General features: G+C 61.4%; 16 protein-coding genes. 9 read left to right on the top strand and 7 right to left on the bottom strand.

Translation table 11 applies throughout. From position 1 onward, the window contains the following. Positions 1 to 3: 3 nt before the first annotated feature. From ACTQ4R_RS10225 to ACTQ4R_RS10210, 4 genes are all read left to right on the top strand, one after another. On the top strand, positions 4 to 1,431 hold the full coding sequence (locus ACTQ4R_RS10225) for an aminotransferase class I/II-fold pyridoxal phosphate-dependent enzyme (protein WP_441628353.1): 1,428 nt from the start codon (positions 4 to 6) through the stop codon (positions 1,429 to 1,431). Between the two features lie 88 nt (positions 1,432 to 1,519). After that, positions 1,520 to 1,672, top strand: a complete 153-nt coding sequence (scfA, locus tag ACTQ4R_RS10220) for a six-cysteine ranthipeptide SCIFF (protein WP_441628351.1) — start codon at positions 1,520 to 1,522, stop codon at positions 1,670 to 1,672. Positions 1,673 to 1,793: 121 nt separating this feature from the next. Next, positions 1,794 to 3,185, top strand: coding sequence for a thioether cross-link-forming SCIFF peptide maturase (scfB, locus tag ACTQ4R_RS10215; protein WP_441628349.1), 1,392 nt, complete (start codon positions 1,794 to 1,796; stop codon positions 3,183 to 3,185). A gap of 6 nt (positions 3,186 to 3,191) precedes the next feature. Then, positions 3,192 to 3,662 (top strand): LURP-one-related/scramblase family protein, encoded by a 471-nt coding sequence (locus tag ACTQ4R_RS10210; protein ID WP_441628347.1) that lies wholly within the window; start codon positions 3,192 to 3,194, stop codon positions 3,660 to 3,662. A gap of 44 nt (positions 3,663 to 3,706) precedes the next feature. On the opposite strand, the gene ACTQ4R_RS10205 is transcribed toward ACTQ4R_RS10210, so the two are convergent. From ACTQ4R_RS10205 to ssnA, 4 genes are all read right to left on the bottom strand, one after another. Next, the gene (locus tag ACTQ4R_RS10205) at positions 3,707 to 4,243 is read right to left on the bottom strand and encodes a hypothetical protein (protein ID WP_441628345.1); all 537 of its coding nucleotides are present in this window, start codon (positions 4,241 to 4,243) and stop codon (positions 3,707 to 3,709) included. Positions 4,244 to 4,272: 29 nt separating this feature from the next. Then, the gene (locus ACTQ4R_RS10200; RefSeq protein ID WP_441628343.1) at positions 4,273 to 5,472 is read right to left on the bottom strand and encodes a hypothetical protein; all 1,200 of its coding nucleotides are present in this window, start codon (positions 5,470 to 5,472) and stop codon (positions 4,273 to 4,275) included. A 129-nt stretch (positions 5,473 to 5,601) separates the two neighbouring features. Further along, positions 5,602 to 8,553 (bottom strand): putative selenate reductase subunit YgfK, encoded by a 2,952-nt coding sequence (gene ygfK / locus ACTQ4R_RS10195; RefSeq protein WP_441628341.1) that lies wholly within the window; start codon positions 8,551 to 8,553, stop codon positions 5,602 to 5,604. Between the two features lie 33 nt (positions 8,554 to 8,586). Then, on the bottom strand, positions 8,587 to 9,930 hold the full coding sequence (gene ssnA / locus ACTQ4R_RS10190) for a putative aminohydrolase SsnA (protein ID WP_441628339.1): 1,344 nt from the start codon (positions 9,928 to 9,930) through the stop codon (positions 8,587 to 8,589). Between the two features lie 286 nt (positions 9,931 to 10,216). Between ssnA and ACTQ4R_RS10185 the strand changes: the two genes are divergently transcribed. The 4 genes from ACTQ4R_RS10185 to ACTQ4R_RS10170 all read left to right on the top strand — a co-directional run bounded on the left by ACTQ4R_RS10185 (position 10,217) and on the right by ACTQ4R_RS10170 (position 14,488). After that, positions 10,217 to 11,407, top strand: coding sequence for an immunoglobulin-like domain-containing protein (locus tag ACTQ4R_RS10185; protein ID WP_441628337.1), 1,191 nt, complete (start codon positions 10,217 to 10,219; stop codon positions 11,405 to 11,407). A gap of 119 nt (positions 11,408 to 11,526) precedes the next feature. Next, positions 11,527 to 12,918: an alanine/glycine:cation symporter family protein gene (locus tag ACTQ4R_RS10180; protein WP_441628335.1), complete on the top strand. Its 1,392-nt coding sequence runs from the start codon at positions 11,527 to 11,529 to the stop codon at positions 12,916 to 12,918. Positions 12,919 to 13,065: 147 nt separating this feature from the next. Beyond that, entirely contained in the window at positions 13,066 to 13,725 is a 660-nt protein-coding gene (gene trhA / locus ACTQ4R_RS10175; RefSeq protein ID WP_441628333.1) for a PAQR family membrane homeostasis protein TrhA, read from the top strand. A 76-nt stretch (positions 13,726 to 13,801) separates the two neighbouring features. Then, on the top strand, positions 13,802 to 14,488 hold the full coding sequence (locus ACTQ4R_RS10170; RefSeq protein WP_441628331.1) for a Crp/Fnr family transcriptional regulator: 687 nt from the start codon (positions 13,802 to 13,804) through the stop codon (positions 14,486 to 14,488). Positions 14,489 to 14,559: 71 nt separating this feature from the next. Here ACTQ4R_RS10170 and upp read toward each other — a convergent pair whose 3' ends face one another. Genes upp through tsaE form a run of 3 tightly spaced genes read right to left on the bottom strand, consistent with a single transcriptional unit; the run spans position 14,560 to position 16,355 of the window. Then, positions 14,560 to 15,192 (bottom strand): uracil phosphoribosyltransferase, encoded by a 633-nt coding sequence (gene upp, locus ACTQ4R_RS10165; protein WP_441628329.1) that lies wholly within the window; start codon positions 15,190 to 15,192, stop codon positions 14,560 to 14,562. Between the two features lie 45 nt (positions 15,193 to 15,237). After that, positions 15,238 to 15,930, bottom strand: coding sequence for a tRNA (adenosine(37)-N6)-threonylcarbamoyltransferase complex dimerization subunit type 1 TsaB (gene tsaB, locus ACTQ4R_RS10160; RefSeq protein WP_441628327.1), 693 nt, complete (start codon positions 15,928 to 15,930; stop codon positions 15,238 to 15,240). Then, on the bottom strand, positions 15,927 to 16,355 hold the full coding sequence (gene tsaE / locus ACTQ4R_RS10155) for a tRNA (adenosine(37)-N6)-threonylcarbamoyltransferase complex ATPase subunit type 1 TsaE (protein ID WP_441628325.1): 429 nt from the start codon (positions 16,353 to 16,355) through the stop codon (positions 15,927 to 15,929). Before tsaE ends, tsaB begins: the two co-directional genes overlap by 4 nt. A 157-nt stretch (positions 16,356 to 16,512) precedes the next feature. Here tsaE and ACTQ4R_RS10150 point away from each other — a divergent pair, with 157 nt between their 5' ends. Beyond that, complete coding sequence (locus ACTQ4R_RS10150; RefSeq protein WP_441628323.1) at positions 16,513 to 17,679, top strand: FtsW/RodA/SpoVE family cell cycle protein; 1,167 nt, start codon at positions 16,513 to 16,515, stop codon at positions 17,677 to 17,679. Positions 17,680 to 17,969 lie beyond the last annotated feature (290 nt).

The raw sequence follows: 17,969 nt of genomic DNA, 5'->3' as shown, positions 1-17,969 counted from the left end.
CCCATGGACCTGCTGGAGACCCTGCGGCAATACCACGACAGCGGCGCCTGCCCCATGCACATGCCCGGCCACAAGCGGGCGGACCTGGGCGGGGAGCTTCCCTGGCAGCTGGACATCACGGAGATCGACGGCTTTGACAATCTCCACGACGCCCGGGGAATTTTGAAAGAGGGCATGGACCGGGCCGCCCGGCTGTACGGTTCGGACCGGGCCTTTTTCCTGGTGAACGGAAGTACCTGCGGAATTCTGGCGGGTATCTGTGCTGCTGCCCGGCCCGGGGACACGGTGCTGCTGCCCCGAGGGTGCCATACATCTGTGTATCATGCCTTGGAGCTGCGGGACCTGGTGCCGGTGTATCTGCCGGTGCCGGCGGACCCCGGCACCGGCGCCGCCGCCAGCCTGCCGCCGGAGACAGTGGCAAAGGCCCTGGCGGAGCATCCGGAGGCAAAGCTCCTCATCGTCACCAGTCCTACCTATGAGGGGGTCCTCAGCGACATTGCCTCCATCGTGACCCTGGCCCACGGCGCCGGCGTGCCGGTGCTGGTGGACGAGGCCCACGGGGCCCACTTGGGCTTTTCCCCGGCCTTTCCGGGCGGCGCTGTGGCGGCGGGGGCGGACATCGTCATCCAGAGCCTTCACAAGACCCTGCCCAGTCTGACCCAGACGGCCCTGGCTCACTGGAACCGGGGACTGGTGGATGAGGAAGAGCTGGCCCGGCAGCTGGCGGTATTCCAGACCAGCAGCCCCTCTTACCTGCTGATGGGCGCCGTGGACCGCTGCGTCCGGCTGCTGGAGGAGCGGGGCGGAGAGCTGTTCGCCGCCTACGCGGAAAACCTGGCCGCCTTTGACGAAGCTGTAAAAGACCTGCGGCACCTGCGGGTGCTGTGCCATGGAAACGACCGGCCGGAGGACCACCCGGACTTCTTCGCTTTTGACCCCGGCAAGCTGGTCCTGTGCACCCGGGGCACCTCCATCTCAGGCCCCCGGCTCATGGAGGTCCTGCGGAAAGAGTACCGTATTGAACTGGAAATGGCCCTGGAGGATTACGCCCTGGCCATGACCAGCATCTGTGACACCCGGGAGAGCCTGCTGCGTCTGGCCCATGCCCTAAGGGAAATCGACAGCCGCTTGACGGATGCCCCGGCGGAGCTGGCAGACGGGCCGCTGCCGCTGCCGCCGCAGCGGATGGGGATGCTGGCTGCCCGGCGCCTGCCCGGCCAGCCGGTGCCTTTGGAGGAGGCTGTGGGCCGTGTCTGCGGCGAGATGGTGTGGGCGTATCCCCCGGGTGTGCCGCTGCTGGTGCCGGGGGAGGAAGTGACGGCGGAGCTGTGCCGGACCTTCAAGCGGATGGAAGCGGGAGGCGTCGTTCTCCACGGTGAGAAAAGCGCCCCGCCCCGGACGGTTTGGACAGTGAAAAACGGCGGCGTATAGTTGACAAACCATACTCTTTTATGTTCTAATAAGAAGAAGCGGGCGGGCCTTCGCCCGCACCACATCTGTGACAAGGGAGGCTAAACTTATGACTCACATCCAGACTCTGGAGACCCGTGACCTGGCCGGCAGCGTGCTCAGCGGCGGCTGCGGCGAGTGCCAGACTTCCTGCCAGTCTGCTTGCAAGACTTCTTGCGGTGTTGCCAACCAGCAGTGCGAGAAGTGCGGCGAGGAAGCCTAAGCTGCATGGACAAAAAAGTCGCTGCCCGGCTGTATGCAGGCCGAGTGGCGATTTTTTTGGGACGACACAGATGGTATTTTTCAAAAAAATGAACATATGAACATAAGGAAAGCGTGAAAGTATGATCCACTGTTATCAACTCAATGGCTATAATATCGTGCTGGACGTGTATAGCGGCTCTGTCCACGTGGTGGACGACCTGGCCTACGACGTCATCTCCATGTACGAGGGCCACAGCGCCGACGAGATCGTCGCTGCCATGCTGGAAAAGTACAGCGGCCAGAGCGAGGTGACGGAGGCCGAGATCCGGGAGGTCCTGGAGAGTGTGGAGGACTTAAAGACCAAGGGCAAGCTCTTCGCCCCCGACGCCTACGAGCACCTGGCCTTTGACTTCAAGGAGCGCAACACCGTCATCAAGGCCCTGTGCCTCCACGTGGCCCACACCTGCAACCTCACCTGCGAGTACTGCTTTGCAAGCCAGGGCAAGTACCAGGGGGAGCGGGCCCTTATGAGCTTTGAGGTGGGCAAGCAGGCCCTGGACTTCCTCATCGCCCACTCCGGCAGCCGGCGGAACCTGGAGGTGGACTTCTTCGGCGGCGAACCCCTCATGAACTGGGATGTGGTGAAGCGGCTGGTGGCCTATGGCCGGGAGCAGGAGAAGCTCCACAACAAGAAGTTCCGCTTTACCCTCACCACCAACGGCATGCTCATTGACGACGACGTCATCGAGTTTGCCAACAAAGAAATGCACAACGTGGTGCTGAGCCTGGACGGCCGCAAGGAGGTCCACGACCGCCTCCGCAAGACCGCCAGCGGCAAGGGCAGCTACGACATCATCGTGCCCAAATTCCAGAAGCTGGTGGAAAGCCGGGGCGGCAAGGGCTACTATGTCCGGGGCACCTTCACCCACAACAACGTGGAGTTCACCAAGGACCTGCTGCACATGGCGGACCTGGGCTTCACAGAGCTTTCCATGGAGCCGGTGGTCTGCGGCCCCGATGAGCCCTACGCCTTGACGGAGGAGGATAAGCCCATTCTCTTTGAACAGTACGAGTTGCTGGCCAAGGAGATGATCCGCCGGAAGAAGGCCGGCAACGGCTTCACCTTCTACCACTATATGATCGACCTAAAGGCCGGCCCCTGCGTCTATAAGCGCATCTCCGGCTGCGGCAGCGGCACGGAGTATCTGGCTGTGACTCCCTGGGGCGAGCTGTTCCCCTGCCACCAGTTCGTGGGCGACCCCAAGTATTCCATGGGTGACGTGTGGCAGGGCGTCACCAACACGGCCCTGCGGGATGAGTTCAAGCAGTGCAACGCCTACGCCCGTCCCGGCTGCCGGGACTGCTGGGCCCGGATGTACTGCTCCGGCGGCTGCGCCGCCAACGCCTACCACGCCACCGGCAGCATCAAGGGCGTATATGAGTATGGCTGCGACCTGTTCCGCAAGCGCATCGAGTGCGCCATCATGATGGAGATCGCAAACGCCGGGCTGGAGCCTGCCCACAAGGAGTGACAAGCCATGCGGCTTTTATTCAAGCAGCGGTTGTTTTCCTGGTTTGACAGCTACGATATTTACGACGAAAACGGCAATACCGTCTACACCGTGGAGGGGAAGCTCGCCTGGGGCCACTGTCTCCACATTCTGGACGCTCACGGAGAGCATATCGGTACGGTGCAGGAGAGGGTGTTCACCCTGCTGCCTAAATTTGAGCTGTACATCCGTGACCAGTACGTGGGCTGCATCCAAAAGCAGTTCACCTTTTTCCAGCCCCGGTTCGACATCGACTGCAACGGCTGGCAGGTGGAGGGCAGCTTCCTGGAGTGGGATTATAGCGTCCGGGAGGCCTGCGGCGCCCTGGTCGCCACGATTTCCAAGGAGCTGTTCCACTGGACGGACACCTACGTCATCGATGTCATGGACCCCAAGGATGCCCTGTGCGCCTTGATGCTGGCCCTGGCCATCGACGCGGAAAAGTGCTCCCGAAACTAAAGAAAACGCCTCCGGTAAAGCCGGAGGCGTTTTTGCGTATTCTGCTACCATTCCCGGGAAAGGAGAAAGCTCTCTAAAGCGGTCTCCGGCGTTAGGGAAGAGCCGTCCTCTGTTACGGACAGAAAATAGGGCGTGTCCTCTTGATACAGCGCTATCACCACGGCGGAAAAGTCCCTGCGGTAGGAGAAGCTGCCCTGCTGGAAATCGCCCAGCAGCTCGGTGCTGAGGGCGCTGCTTCCCAGGCTGTATGATGGGCCGTCGTACCAGCCGCCAAAGCAGCCGTAGGCGGTGGCTCGGGAGATGAGCCGCCAGTCCTTGGAAAAGGAGCCGATGGTCACAGAGGCATCCCCCTCCACGGAGCGGCCGCTTCTTCGCAGGCAGTATGTCCGGGTGCCGGATAGGGTCAGAGAAGCGGTCTCCACCAGCTCCCCGGTGTCCTGGCGGTAAAGGCCGCCGGTGTAGGTGTGCTCCCCAATGGAGAGGGGGATGCGGAGATAGGGCACGGTGAGCAGCAGAAACGCTGCCAGAATGACCAGCAGGAACAAATTTTTCCCCTTTTCGGCTTTGGGCGTTCGGGACATGCAGGAATCCTCCTTTCCGGAAAACGTGCTCAGGCCTTCAGCACCCGGCCGTCCCGGGTCAAAAACAGCTGGGCGGGCTGGGCCATGAAGGCGAATTGCATGGGGGTCATGACGGCGGCGTAGCAGCCGGCATTGTCCAGAGCCAGGCCGTCGCCGATCTCCATGCGGGGCAGGGAGACATCCTTGGCGATGATGTCCGCGGAGGTACACAGGTTACCGGCCAGGGTGACTACCTCCGTGTCCTGGCTGTCGGTGAGGGGCAGGAGGGCGGAGGCGTCCACATGGGTGAAAATGGGCTCATAGGGGAAGGGGTGGTCCGTAAAGCCCCGGACCATCTGGGCCACGGCGGGGCGGGCAAAGGCGTTCAATGTGCCGTTGAGGATCAGGAAGGTCTTGCCGTGGGATACCTTCTTGTCCAAAACCTTGGCGACATAGGTGCCGCTCTTGCCGGAGACATAGCGGCCGGTCTCAATGAGGATCTGGAGGCCGGGATAGGCGGCCCGGCAATCCGCCAGCATGGCCTGGAAGCGGCTGCCCAGGGCCTCCACATCCAAGGGCTCTTCGCCGGGAGCGAAGGGGATGCCCAGGCCGGAGCCGAAGTTGGCGAACCGCAGCGTCACGCCCAGATGGGCCTGTACCCTGCCGATGAGGGCGAACATGTTCTCATAATAGTGGGCCAGCACGGCGGCGGAGAGCTCCTGGCTCTTGGCATGGACATGGATGCCCACCAGCTTGACCCCGGTGAGATCCGCGTTCCAAAGGGCCTCCTCATCCACACCGAACTTGCCGGGAACGCCGCTGTCGGCGGCAAAGGTGAAGTCCGGGTTGATGCGCACGCCGATCTCCGGGGTCTCGCCCTTCTCGGCGGCAATTTTCCGAATCATGTCCACCTCGTGGAGACTGTCGGCAATGAGGACGCAGCGGCCCCAGGCGGAGCGGAGGTCCGCTTCCGTGCGGCCGGGGGCGGAGAAGTAGATGAGCTCAGCGGGTACGCCGCGCTCCCCGGCGGCAATGACCTCTCCCAGGCTGGCGGCGTCGGCACCGAAGCCCTGGCCGAACACGGTGTCCAGCACCCGTCTGGCGGGGTTGCACTTCATGGAATACAGGAACTGGGCGTCGGGAAAGTTGGCCTTCAGACGGCCGATGGACTCCAGGATAACGGACTCCTCGTAGAGGTAAAAGTTGTTGTACTGGTTCAGAAGATCCAGCAATAGGCGGCGGTCTGCCATGGGATGACCCTCCTTATGTAGTGGTTGATATGACCATGATACCATATTTCCACAGAAAGACAAGCGTGCAGCCATAAGATTTCCGTGGAAAGACAGACACCCGGCGGTTTCCCGCCGGGTGTCGTGCTGTTATCCGATGAGGTAGGTGTACTTGGTGAGAACGGTGAGGATAAAGACCTCCACGTCGGCGGGCAGGCCGTTGGGCTGGTCCAGGTCCACGTTCATCACCTTGCCGTTCAGACGGACCAGGACCTTGTGGCCGCCCAGAGGCAGGAAGCCGCTGTTCTTCTCGCTCTCGGAGAAGCCGTTGCCGTCCTTGAACAGGGTGAACTTATCCCGGTAGGGGGCGGAGTCGTAGGGGCAGAAGATGGCGCAGTTGCCGCACTCGTTGCACATCCGGTCCACGTGCAGGATCTGGTGGCGGCCGTCCGGCAGCTCGATGACCACGTTGGCCCGGTTGGGGCAAACGTCGGCGCACACCTGGCACACCACGTTGCAGGTCAGGCACCGGTCGCCCTCGCACTTGGCGGACTCGCAGAGGATGCCCTTTTTGGCGATGGCGGCTTCCCGGGTGGCCTTGGCGTGGCCGGGGATGGCGAACTTATAGGCGGAGCCGATGACGGCGTTTGCAAAGCCCTGGGCGTCGGAGATGCCCTCCACCACGGTGGCGGGGCCCCGCATGGCGTCGCCGCCCACGTAGACGCCGTCCACATTGGTCTTGAAGTCGGGGATGCCCCGCTCGTCCACGGCGATGCCGTTGGCGGTGAACAGCTGGGATTCCACCTTCTCGCCCACGGCGGAGATGACGGTGTCGCAGGGGATCTCCACAAACTCGCCGGTGGGCTCGGGCTTGCGGCGGCCCTTGGCGTCGGGCTCGCCCAGCTTCATCTTCTCGCACTTGAGGACACCGTCTTTCTGCTCCACGGGAGCCACCAGCTCCAGGAACTGTACGCCGTCGGCGATGGCCAGCTCCAGCTCCTCGGCGTCGGCGGGCATGTACTTCCGGGTGCGGCGGTAGACCAAAGTGGAGGACTCGGCGCCGGCCCGGAGGGCGGCGCGGGCGGCGTCCATGGCGGTGTTGCCGCCGCCTACCACGGCCACATGGCCCAGGGAGACTTCCTTGCTGGCCTTCATGTCTTTCAGCCAGCCGATGACGGGCACCACATTGCCGGGAATGTCCAGCCGGCCGGCCTTCCAGGCGCCCACGGCGAAGAAAATGTGGGTATAGCCCTGGGCCTTCAGCTCGCTGACCGCGGGAGCCTCGGTGTTCAGCCGCACGTCCACGCCCATCTTCTCCATGAGGGCCACGTCCTTGTCGATGGCTTCATCGGAGATGCGGAAGGCGGGGATGACCTGGCGGACGATGCCGCCCAGCTTGTCGGACCGCTCAAACAGCGTCACGGGGATGCCGGCCCGGCCCACGAAGTAGGCGGCGGACATGCCGGTGGGGCCGCCGCCGATGACGGCCACCTTGCGGCCGTCAGTGACGGGCACGGGGGCCTTCACCTTGGCCATGTAGGCGTCATAGCCCTTTTCAGCGGCCACCAGCTTTGTGGCGCGGATCTGGACAGACTGGTCGTAGAAATTCCGGGTGCACTTGGTCTGGCAGCGATGGGCGCAGATGGTGCCGGTGATGAAGGGCAGGGGGTTCTTTTCGATGATGAGCCGCAGGGCGGAGGCGTACTGGCCCTTGCGGCACAGCTCGATATACTCGGGGATGTCCTGCTGGATGGGGCAGCCGCCCTTGCAGGGAGCGGTGAAGCAGTCCATCAAGGGGACCTTTTCATACAGCTTCCGCCGGGGCAGGGGCTTCACGGCCTTCACGTGGTACTTGTCGGACCGGGCCGCCAGGGCCAGGGCCTCGATGCCGCCCACATCCACGCCGGTGAAGGGCTTGAAGTCCATGGCGTCCAGCTTGTCGCCGATCTGGACGAAGCGCTGGTAGCCGCCGGGCTTGAGCTCGGTGGTGGCCATGGTGATGGGCCAGATGCCGCAGGCGAACAGCTTGTCGATGTTGAAGGCGTCGGCGCCGCCGGCGTAGGAGATACGCAGCTTTCCGCCGAACTCCTTGGCAATGCGGGCGGCCATGGTGGTGGTCAGGGGGAACAGGCTCTTGCCCGCCATGTACATCTCCTCGCTGGGCAGTTCCTTCTGCTTGACGTCCACAGGGAAAGTGTTGGAGAGCTTCAGGCCGAATTCCAGTCCGTTGGCGTCCGCCAGGGCCTGGAGGCGGTGGAACATGGGCACGGCGTCGGTGTACTGGAGGTCCTCCTTGAAGTGGTGGTCATCGAAAGCGATGTAATCATAGCCCATTTCGTCCAGAATGGACCGGGCGGTCTCATAGCCCAGGATGGTGGGATTGCACTTGACGAAAGTATGCAGGTGCTTCTTTTCAATGAGGTAGCTGGCAATGCGCTCGATCTCGTCCGGCGGGCAGCCGTGGAGGGTGGAGACCGTTACGGAGCCGGACACATGGGGGGTGATGGTGTCGATATAATCGCTCTCGCCGGGGAAGAACTCCTTCAAGACCCGGATGCACTCCTGGAAGATGGAGGTGGAGCTGGCGTCGATCATGCCATTGAGGAAGGTGTCGATCTTCTCGCCCTGGATGCCGGCCAGGTCGTAGCCCACGCTCATGTTGAACACGAACCCGTTGGGGTCGCCCAGACCGTATACCTTGCTCATGATCTTCAGTGCGCACCAGGCCTTCACATATTCCTCAAAGGCCTGCTGGACGTACAGCTCCGTGGACCACTCGCAGTTGTAGCACTCGTCCTCCGCCAGGATGCAGGGCCGGTTGATGCAGGCGGCAAGCTCGGCGCCGTCCATCTTCTGGACGGTTTTCAGCTCGAAGAACCGGGCACCGCCGAAGTAGCCGGCGATGATGTTCTGGGCCAGCTGGGTGTTGGGGCCGGCGGCGGGGCCGAAGGGAGTCTCGATGGTCTCGCCGAAAATGGGCAGCTTCTTCACGCCTGCCTTGTAGGGCTTATGGACGCCGAACACGGAGCCGTCCCGCTGGTATTCAGTGGTGACCCAGGTCATCAGTTCCCGGAAGGGAATGGGGATCATCAGTTCAGACATATTCGTTTTCCTCCTCAAATACTCCAGTCAAGATCAATACTCGCAGTGGTTCAATTCGCCCCACAGCTTCTTGGAAGCTTCCAGAATGTGGGCGTTGACGGCTTCCTCGTCGATGTTCACCAGCTGACGGTCCTTCATTAGGATCTTGCCGTTGACCATGGTGGTCTGGCACTGGCGGCCCGTCATGCCGAAGAGCATGTGGCCGTCGATGTTGGCGTCAGAGAAGGGGGTGAAGGGCTTGTAGTCCATGACGATGACGTCGGCGGCGGCACCGGGCTTCAAAACGCCCATGGTGGGGAAGCCGGTACGCTCCGCCATTTTGGCGTTGTTCTTGAAGAGCATGTCGGTGACCTCGCACCAACCCACGCCGGGAAGGCACGTGTTGTGCCGCTGAGAGCACAGGGCCACCTTGATGGATTCCAGCATGTCGTTGGTGTAGGCGTCGGTGCCCAGTCCGATGAGGATGCCCTTTTTATAGAGCTGCAGAACGGGAGAGATGCCCACGGCGTTGCCCATGTTGCTCTCGGGATTGTTGACGCACATGGTGTCGGTGGCCTTGATAATATCCATCTCGGCGGTGTTCACGTGGATGCAGTGGCCCAGGATGGTCTTGGGTCCCAGGATGCCGTGGTCCTGGAGCCGCTGGACAGGGCGGCGGCCGTAGTTTTGGAGGGAGTCGTAGACGTCGTTCATGCCCTCGGAGACATGGATGTGGTAGCCTACCCGGCCGCCGTTGGCGGCGTTCATGCGGTCAAAGGTCTTGTCGGAGATGGTGAACAGGGCGTGGCCGCCGAACATGGCCTTGAGCATGTCGCTGGGGTTTTTCTCACAGTAGTCGATGAAGTCCTTGTTCTCCTGGACGGACTGGATGGATTTTTCCTCGCCGTCCCGGTCGCTGACCTCGTAGCAGAGGCTGGCCCGGATGCCAAAGTCCTTTGTCACCTGGGCGATCTCCATGAGGGAGCCGGGGATCTCGCAGAAGGAGGCGTGGTGGTCAAAAATGGTGGTGACGCCCTGCTTGATGGAGTCGATGACCAGGGCCTGGGCGCTGGCCCGGGTGGCTTCCAGGGTCAGGTGGCGGTCGATGTACCACCACTGGCCATCCAGCACCTCGTAGAAGTTGGTGGGGTTGTAGCCGTTGATGGCGAGTCCCCGGGCCAGGGCGGAGTAAATATGGGTGTGGGCGTTGATGAGGCCCGGCATGATGACGCCGCCCTTGGCGTCCACAAATTCGGCCTGGGGATACTTGGCCTTCAATTCGCTTGTTTTTCCGACCTCCACGATCTTTCCGCCGTCGGTAACGACGCCGCCGTCGGGCAGGTAGCCGGCACCTTCACTGTCCCGGGTGATGACTTTGCCGTTTGCCAGTAAGATCATATGAAAAGCCTCCTTATGTTTTTAAACAGGATAAAAAGAAAAGGCGCTCCAAACCGGCTTTGGTTTGAAACACCTATCAAAAAAATAAGGAATGATAGGTGTCAGCCCGTGCGCGCGGCACTACGTTGCAGCTATCATTCTTTGCTTGTACTTGTATTGTAGCGGATGGGATGCTAAAATGCAAGCAGGGAAGCTGAAAAAAATTCTGGCTCTTTTTGTACACATTGCCAGATGCAGGGAACCTTTTTCCGGCGGTATCCGTCGGAATGGGTAAGAGGTGATGAAGATGAAACGATTATTGCCGCTGTTGCTGGCACTGGCGCTGCTGGCGGGATGCGGGGCTAAGGAGAAAGAGACGCGGCCTGTGGAAGAGACTGTCCCTCCAGCGGAGGAGCCAGCCGCCCCGGCGGCAGACAGCGGAGCTTTTGCGCTGACCACGGAGCGGGAGGAGTATGACCCGTCTGTGGAGACCGTGTGGTATCTGCTGGAAAATCGCGGCAGCACCGAGATCATGACCGGCCGGGAGGTTCAGGTGGAACGCCTGGCGGCGGATGAAACATGGCAGGCCCTGCCTGTGAAGGAAAACACCGGCTGGACCATGGAGGGCCTTCTGGTGCCTGCCGGGGAGACCATTGCCTTGAGCTGCTGGCTGGGCATGTACGACCACGATTTTTGTGACGGCGCCTACCGCGTCGTGAAAGAGGTGGAGGGGCAGACCTGCGCGGCGGAGTTTCGGATAAAAGAAGGCGCCGCCATTTCCGCCGAAACGCCCTATGGCTTTGCGTCTTTGGAAACGCTGCCCTGGGACTACGGCGCCGCCACGGCGGCGGAGGGTGACATGGTGTTCACCAACGAGGGTGTGGAGAACGGGGAGGCGTTGGAGGCCTTTTTACGCAAGGTGTCCCTGGGCGTTCCCTGCCAGCTGCGCACCGTCCAGGATTACGGCGAGGGGGCCGTCATGGTCATCGATGCCGTCTATGAAAACAGCCGCTTCCTCTGGCGCATGTGGAACGGGGGAGATGAGGTGACGGAGGAGCGGTTTTCCTACATTGTCACCGACGGGCAGGACCTGTACCTCTCCAACGGCTCCGACTGGGAGACCGCGGAGCGGTACGCAGACAAGGAGCTGGCCTGGCTGGTGCCCATGGGGACGGCGGACTCCAGGTTGGTGGAAACCGTGGAGCGGATGACCGCGGAGCGTTTGGCATCCAACACAGCCCGGTACCGGGTCTGGTCGGCGGATGGCGTATGGGACGCATTCCTGACGGATGTGCCCACAGAGTTCGCTGTGGGCTGGCGGAGGAGCGGAGAAGGCTCCGGCGGCAAATTGTACGACCTCCAGGACTGGGACGGTCTGGAGACTGCCATCTGGGGCCTGGAGTGGCAGGAGGACGACGAGCTGCAGCTGTTCTGTGAGACAGTGGACGGCGCCGGCAGCTGCCTGACCTTTGACCCGGAGAGGGAAACGCTGAAGTAAAAAATTACCTGTTTTTGACACGCGAACAATTTCTCTTGCATTTTTCCACAAATCAGATAAAATAGTGACGATATGTGTTTGAAAGTGAGCGTGGAGAAATGACTGCAGCAATTGACAACGTGATTTCCAAGGTGAGCAACTTCCTGTATACCCCCTGGGTGCCGCTGTTTTTGGTGGTGGCCGGTGTGGTGCTCACCGTCTGCACGCGGTTCGTGCAGCTTCGGATGGTGAGGGAATCCATCCGCGTGGTCCGGGAAAAGCCCCAGACGGAGGGGGCAGTGTCCTCCTTCGGCGCGCTGATGATTTCCACGGCTTCCCGTGTGGGCACCGGCAACATCGTGGGCGTGGCCCAGGCCATCTGCCTGGGCGGTGTCGGCGCGGTGTTTTGGATGTGGTTCATCGCCGTGTTCGGCGGCGCCTCCGCCTTTGTGGAATCCACGCTGGCCCAGATCTACAAGCGCAAAAACCCCGACGGCTCCAGCTACGGCGGCCCTTCTTATTACATGGAAAGCGCCCTGGGCCAGCGGTGGCTGGGCGTGCTCTTCGCCGTGTTCGTCATTCTGACCTATGCCGTGGGCTATAACGCCCTGGCCTCCTATAACATGCAGTCCACCTTTGCCGGCTTTAGCTTCTACGACCCGTCGGTGACCCCCGCTGTCATGGGCGCGGTTCTTGCGGTGCTGTTTTTGATCTGCGTCATGGGCGGCGGCAAACGCCTCTCCAAGGTCACCGGCGTCATGGTCCCTGTGATGGGCGTTCTTTACATTCTGGTGGCGCTGGTCATCGTCCTGCTGAACATCGGCAGGGTCCCCGCCATGTTCGGCGCCATTTTTGCCAACGCCTTTGATTTCAAAGCCATCTTCGGCGGCTTTTCCGGCTCCTGCCTGATGTACGGAATCAAGCGGGGCCTGTATTCCAACGAGGCCGGTATGGGCTCCGCTCCCAACGCCGCCGCCTCGGCGGATGTCTCCCACCCGGTAAAGCAGGGCCTGGTGCAGATGCTGTCCGTGTTCCTGGACACTCTGCTCATCTGCACGGCCACTGCCTTCATGTGCCTGCTCTCCGGTGTGGCCCCCACGGAGGAGCTGGCCGGCGCACCCTATGTCCAGGCGGCTCTCCAGAATGTTCTGGGCGGCTTTGGCCCCGTGTTCATCGCCGTTTCCATGACGCTGTTCGCCTTCACCACGCTGATTGGCAACTACTACTACTGCGAAGGCTGCCTGCGCTTCATGATGAAGCGGCAGCCCGGCAAGACGTTCATGACGGGCTTCCGGGTCGCGGCGTCTGCCATCGTGTTCGTGGGGGCTGTTGCCAGCATGAGCCTGGTGTGGAATCTGGCGGATGTGACCCAGGGACTGATGGTGGTGACGAACATTCCGGTGATCCTGCTGTTGGTCAAGCCCGCCATTGCCGCGCTGAAGGACTACCAGCGCCAGCGGCAGGCGGGAGAGAACCCGGTATTCCGGGCCGCCGACATCGGCCTGGAGGGAAAAACAGAATGTTGGAACTGAGAAAAAAGAGGCGCTTCGGCGCTTCTTTTTCTTTGCTGCGGGAACTTTTCAGAAAATTTACATATGCTGCTTGAAATATAAAACGAAACCGTGTAATATAGTTTTAAAAACTAGATAATAAGGTTTTTGTTTCAAGGAGACGATACTATGCATCAGTTTTTTCCCCATGCCCAGGACCCTGTCAGCTGCGGGACCCATACCATCGGCGCGGCTGCTGCTTTCGCGGGGAGCTTTTTATATTTGATCCGCGCCATACGGGTGGGAGCGCCGACAGTGGCGCTGGCGGCGGCCATGTGCTTCTGCCTTTCCATGATCGCCCTGTATTCTGCCAGCGCCATTTATCATTACTATCCCGGCGACGCTTCCAGCGGCGGCGTAAAGGGACGGCTGCGGAAAATGGACCACAGCATGATCTATGTCTTGATTGCCGGTAGCTACACGCCCTTTTCCCTGGTGCTGCTGCCCCAGCCCAAGGGGACCCGGTTCTGCCTGGCCATCTGGGGCGTGGCCATCGCCGGCGTACTGGTGAAGCTGCTGTGGATGAACGCGCCCCGGGTGCTGTCTACGCTTTTTTATCTGGCCATGGGGTGGGCGGTGCTGTTCGCCTGGGAGGATTTCAAGGCCCTGGGCCAGCCCTGCTTGACGCTGGTGGCCCTGGGCGGCGTGTGCTATTCCGTGGGCGCTGTATTTTATGCCGTCAAAAAGCCCAATATCAGCGCCCAGTGGACCTTCCATGAGCTGTTCCACCTGCTTATTCTGGCCGGCTCCCTCTTCCACTATTTGGCGGTCTATTTTTACGTGCTGTAAGAAGCAAAAAGCAGCCCTTCCGCTTGGAGAGGCCGCTTTTTGTAGTTTCCGGCAAAGTGGACATGATAAAAGCACGGTGACTTTTCAACAGGGGGAGGAGACCATGGAGGCGTATTACAGTGTGCTGCGGAGCTGTCCGCTGTTTGCAGGCATCCGGGAGGAGGGCTTGGCGTCCCTGCTGGAGTGCCTGGGGGCACGGACGGCCGCTTATCCTCCAAAGACGGTGATCCTTTCAGAGGGTGAACCGGCGCGGGATATGGGCATCGTTTTGGCAGGGGCGGCGCAGATCGTCCGCGTGGACTTTTTCGGAAACCGGAGCATCGTGGCGGATGTAGGGCCGGGGGAGCTGTTTGGGGAGTCTTTCGCCTGCGCGGGTGTGGAGGCGCTGCCGGTGGATGTGGTGGCCCGGGAGGAGACCCGGGTGCTGCTTCTCAACTGCCGCCGGATCCTGGAGCCCTGCTCCGGCGCCTGCGGCTTCCACCAGCAGCTGTTGTTCAACCTCATGCAGGTGACAGCCCGCAAGAACCTGGCCTTTCACAAAAAACTGGAGGTCGTCTCCTGCCGCACCACCCGGGAAAAGCTCTTGACCTACCTCCACCAGCAGGCAAAGCAATTCAACAGCAGCAGCTTCACCATCCCCTATGACCGCCAGGAGCTGGCGGATTATCTGGAGGTGGAACGCAGCGGTCTTTCTGCGGAGATCGGCAGGCTCCGGCGGGAAGGTGTTTTGGAAAGTGACCGGAGCTGGTTCCGCCTGCTCTGAAGCGGCCTAAATGGAACAAAAACCCCGGGGAAGCTTCAAAAGAAGCTTCCCCGGGGATTTACGGGTCTATTTTACTTCGTGCCGAAAATACGGTCGCCGGCATCGCCCAGGCCGGGAACGATGTAGCCGTTTTCGTTCAAGTGGTCGTCCACGGCACCGCAGTAAATATCCACATCGGGGTGGGTTTCCTGAATGTGCTTGATGCCCTCGGGAGCGGCCAGCAGCACCATGAGCTTGATGTTGATGCAGCCCCGCTTCTTCATCTCGGAGATGGCGGCCTCGGCGCTGCCGCCGGTGGCCAGCATGGGGTCCACGATCATGATGTCGCGCTCGGCGATGTCCTTGGGCATTTTACAGAAGTAGACATGGGGCTCCAGAGTCTCCTCATCCCGGAACATGCCGATGTGGCCCACACGGGCGCCGGGGACCATGCGCAGCACGCCGTCCACCAGGCCCAGGCCGGCGCGGAGAATGGGGACCACGGCGAACTTTTTGCCCTTCAGCGTGGGGGCGGTGGTCTTGCAGATAGGCGTTTCTACTTCCTTGGTGGTCAAGGGGAGGTCACGGGTGGCCTCGTAGGTGATCAGCATGCCGATCTCGGAGACCAGCTCCCGGAAATCCTTGACGCTGGTGTTCTTGTCCCGCAGGATGGTCAGCTTGTGGGCCACCAGGGGATGGTCCATGACGTGTACTTTACCGCTCATATGCGCGCGCTCCTTTTGTGATTTTATAGAAAAATGCATGAATACTCAAACACGGTCCCGCAGGCGCTGGGCCTGGGCGGGGCGGAGGTAGACGGGCTGCAGCTCCTGGGCTGTGAGAAGTTGGCCGGCTCCGGCCAGCTCCTCCGCCTCCAGGGCCACGCTGACGGCGTTCTGCATGACAAGATGCGCAGGCGCCATCCGGCAGGAAATGCCCCGTTCCGACAAATCATTATAGCACAGGCGGGCCCCGTCGCCAACTATGATTTTTGGACGGGCATCCGCTTTGATCTCGGCTGCCAGGTCCTCCAGGGAAATGGCCCGGTCCGGCGTCAGCCGGGTGAGCCGGCCGTTTTCTGCTTGAAACAGGGCGTTGTACACCTGCTGGCGGCGGGCGTCCATGGCGCAGACGACCAGACCGTCCATCCAGGCCACGTTCCGGGCCATGGCGGCCAGGGTGGACACGCCCACAGCGGGCTTGTCCGCCGCGAAGGCCAGACCCTTGGCGGCGGAGACACCGATGCGGATGCCGGTAAAGGAGCCGGGGCCGGCGGCCACGGCGATGACGTCACAGTCCTGCACGCGCAGGTCCGTGTTTTTCAAAATGTGCTCCACGATGGGCATGAGGGTACGGCTATGGGTGAGGCCGGTGTCTTGATAGCCGCTGGCCAGCACCTTGCCGTCCTCCGTGACGGCGGCGGACACGGCTTTGGCGGAAGTCTCCAGTGCTAAAACTTTCATAGGGCGTCTGCTCCTTCGATGGTGATGGACCGCCAGTCCTCGTGGTCCGGACAGCGGGCAATGGTGACGCGGACTGCCTCCGGCGGCAGGGCCTCCGCCACCTGCTCGCTCCACTCCACGGCGCACACGCCGCCCCGGTCCAGGTAATCCTCCCAGCCGATGTCGAACAGGGCATCGGCGTCGGGGAGACGGTACATGTCAAAGTGGAATAGGGGCGTGGGCCCGTCGTATTCGTTGACGATGGTGAAGGTGGGGCTGGTGACCCGGCCGCGGCAGCCCAGGCCCCGGGCGAGGCCCCGGGTGAATGCGGTCTTGCCCATGCCCAGTCCGCCGGTGTAGGCCACCACGGCACCGGGGGCCAGCACGGCGGCAAGACGGGCGCCCAGATCCTCCGTCTCCGCCACGCTGTGGGAAATATATTCCAAAAACAGCAGTCCTTTCTGTCGAACTTCATAAGTATACACATCATATCATGATTTGAACGATTTGTAAAAACAAATTTGCATCGTTTACAGGTCCGGCCCTTTGTGGTATACTGCATCCGTTGAAATCTGACCTTTTCTGAAGAAACGGAGCATGCCCATGCTGAATCGACTGAAAGCAAATCTCGCGGATTTTTTCCAGCAGGCCGACCTGGTGCTGCTGGGGCTTTGCTGTGTCGCCACGCTGTACGGCATCGTGCTGATCTTCAGCGCCACCCGGTATTTGGGCAGTAACAAGCTGGTGGTTGTCCAGTTCGTGGCCATGCTGCTGGGCATCTGCATGTACATCGCTTTTTCCATGGTGGACCTGGAGGTGCTGATGAAGCGGTGGAAATGGGTGCTGGCCTTCAATATCGGCTTCATCCTGCTGCTGCGGACGCCCCTTGGCATCAGCCGGGGCGGCAACCGGGCCTGGCTGAAGTTTCCCGGAATTCCGGTGAATATCGGCCCGGCGGAGGTGGTGAAGATCACCTTCGTGCTGCTGCTGGCCAAGCAGCTGGAGTGGCTGCGGGAGGAAAAGCGGGACCTGCGGTCCTTCCCGTCAGCGCTCATGGTGGGCGGCCACGCCATCGGTATGTGCGCGTTTTATTTCTTGATCTCCGGCGATATGGGCAACGGCCTGGTGTTTTTGTTTATTTTCATCTGCATGGCCTTTGTGGCGGGGTTTGCCCTGCGGTGGTTCGCACTGCTGATCGGCGGCGGCACCGCGGCGGTGGCGGCGGCCTGGAAGCTGGGGATCATGCCGGAGTATATGCAGGGCCGCTTTCTGGCGCTGTTCGACCATGATTACGACCCCCTTGGCGTGGGCTGGCACCAGAACCGCTCCCTTTTGACATTGGGAGCCGGCGGCTGGTTCGGCCAGGGCTACCTAAAGGGCACCCAGACCCAAAGCGCCGACAGCTGGTCTCTGCCGGGCCGGCACACGGACTTTATTTTCTCCGTCTGCGGGGAGGAGCTGGGCTTGTTGGGTTGTCTCGCCGTAGTGGCGCTGCTGGCCGCCATCATCGTCCGGGTGCTGCTGGTGGCGAAGAATTCCCAGACCTCCTTTTATTGCTGCGTCTGCGTGGGCATGGCGGCCATGCTCATTTTCCAGACCCTCATCAACATCGGCATGTGTTTGTTTATCATGCCAACCATCGGGATTACCCTGCCGTTTTTCAGCTACGGCGGGTCCTCCATCGTGACGCTGTTCGCCGCCATGGGTGTGGTGTCCGGCATCAAAAAGCGGTCGCCCGCCATGCGCCGCCCGGGGCGGCCCATCCGGTGAAAAGCGGTTGACGGCATGTTTGGGGATCATATAAAAAGCAGCCGGAAAGCGGCTGTCCGCCTAATGAAAGCGTCCGGGATAAAGTGAAGGGCGCCTTTGACGCAGGGGGAGTACGAGGGGGCGGGAGCCCCTTCGTGTGAGATCGGGTATTATGCAAAAAGCAGCCGGGAAGCGGCTGCCCGCCTAATGAAAGCGTCCGGGATAAAGTGAAGGGCGCCTTTGACGCAGGGGGAGTACGAGGGGGCGGGAGCCCCTTCGTGTGAGATCGGGTATTATGCAAAAAGCAGCCG

Origin of the sequence: Dysosmobacter sp. Sow4_B12 (genome assembly GCF_052116665.1) — a bacterium.
Lineage (GTDB): Bacteria > Bacillota > Clostridia > Oscillospirales > Oscillospiraceae > Oscillibacter.
Note: the sequence above shows the minus strand (reverse complement) of the source record. Positions and strands in the feature narration are given on the sequence as shown.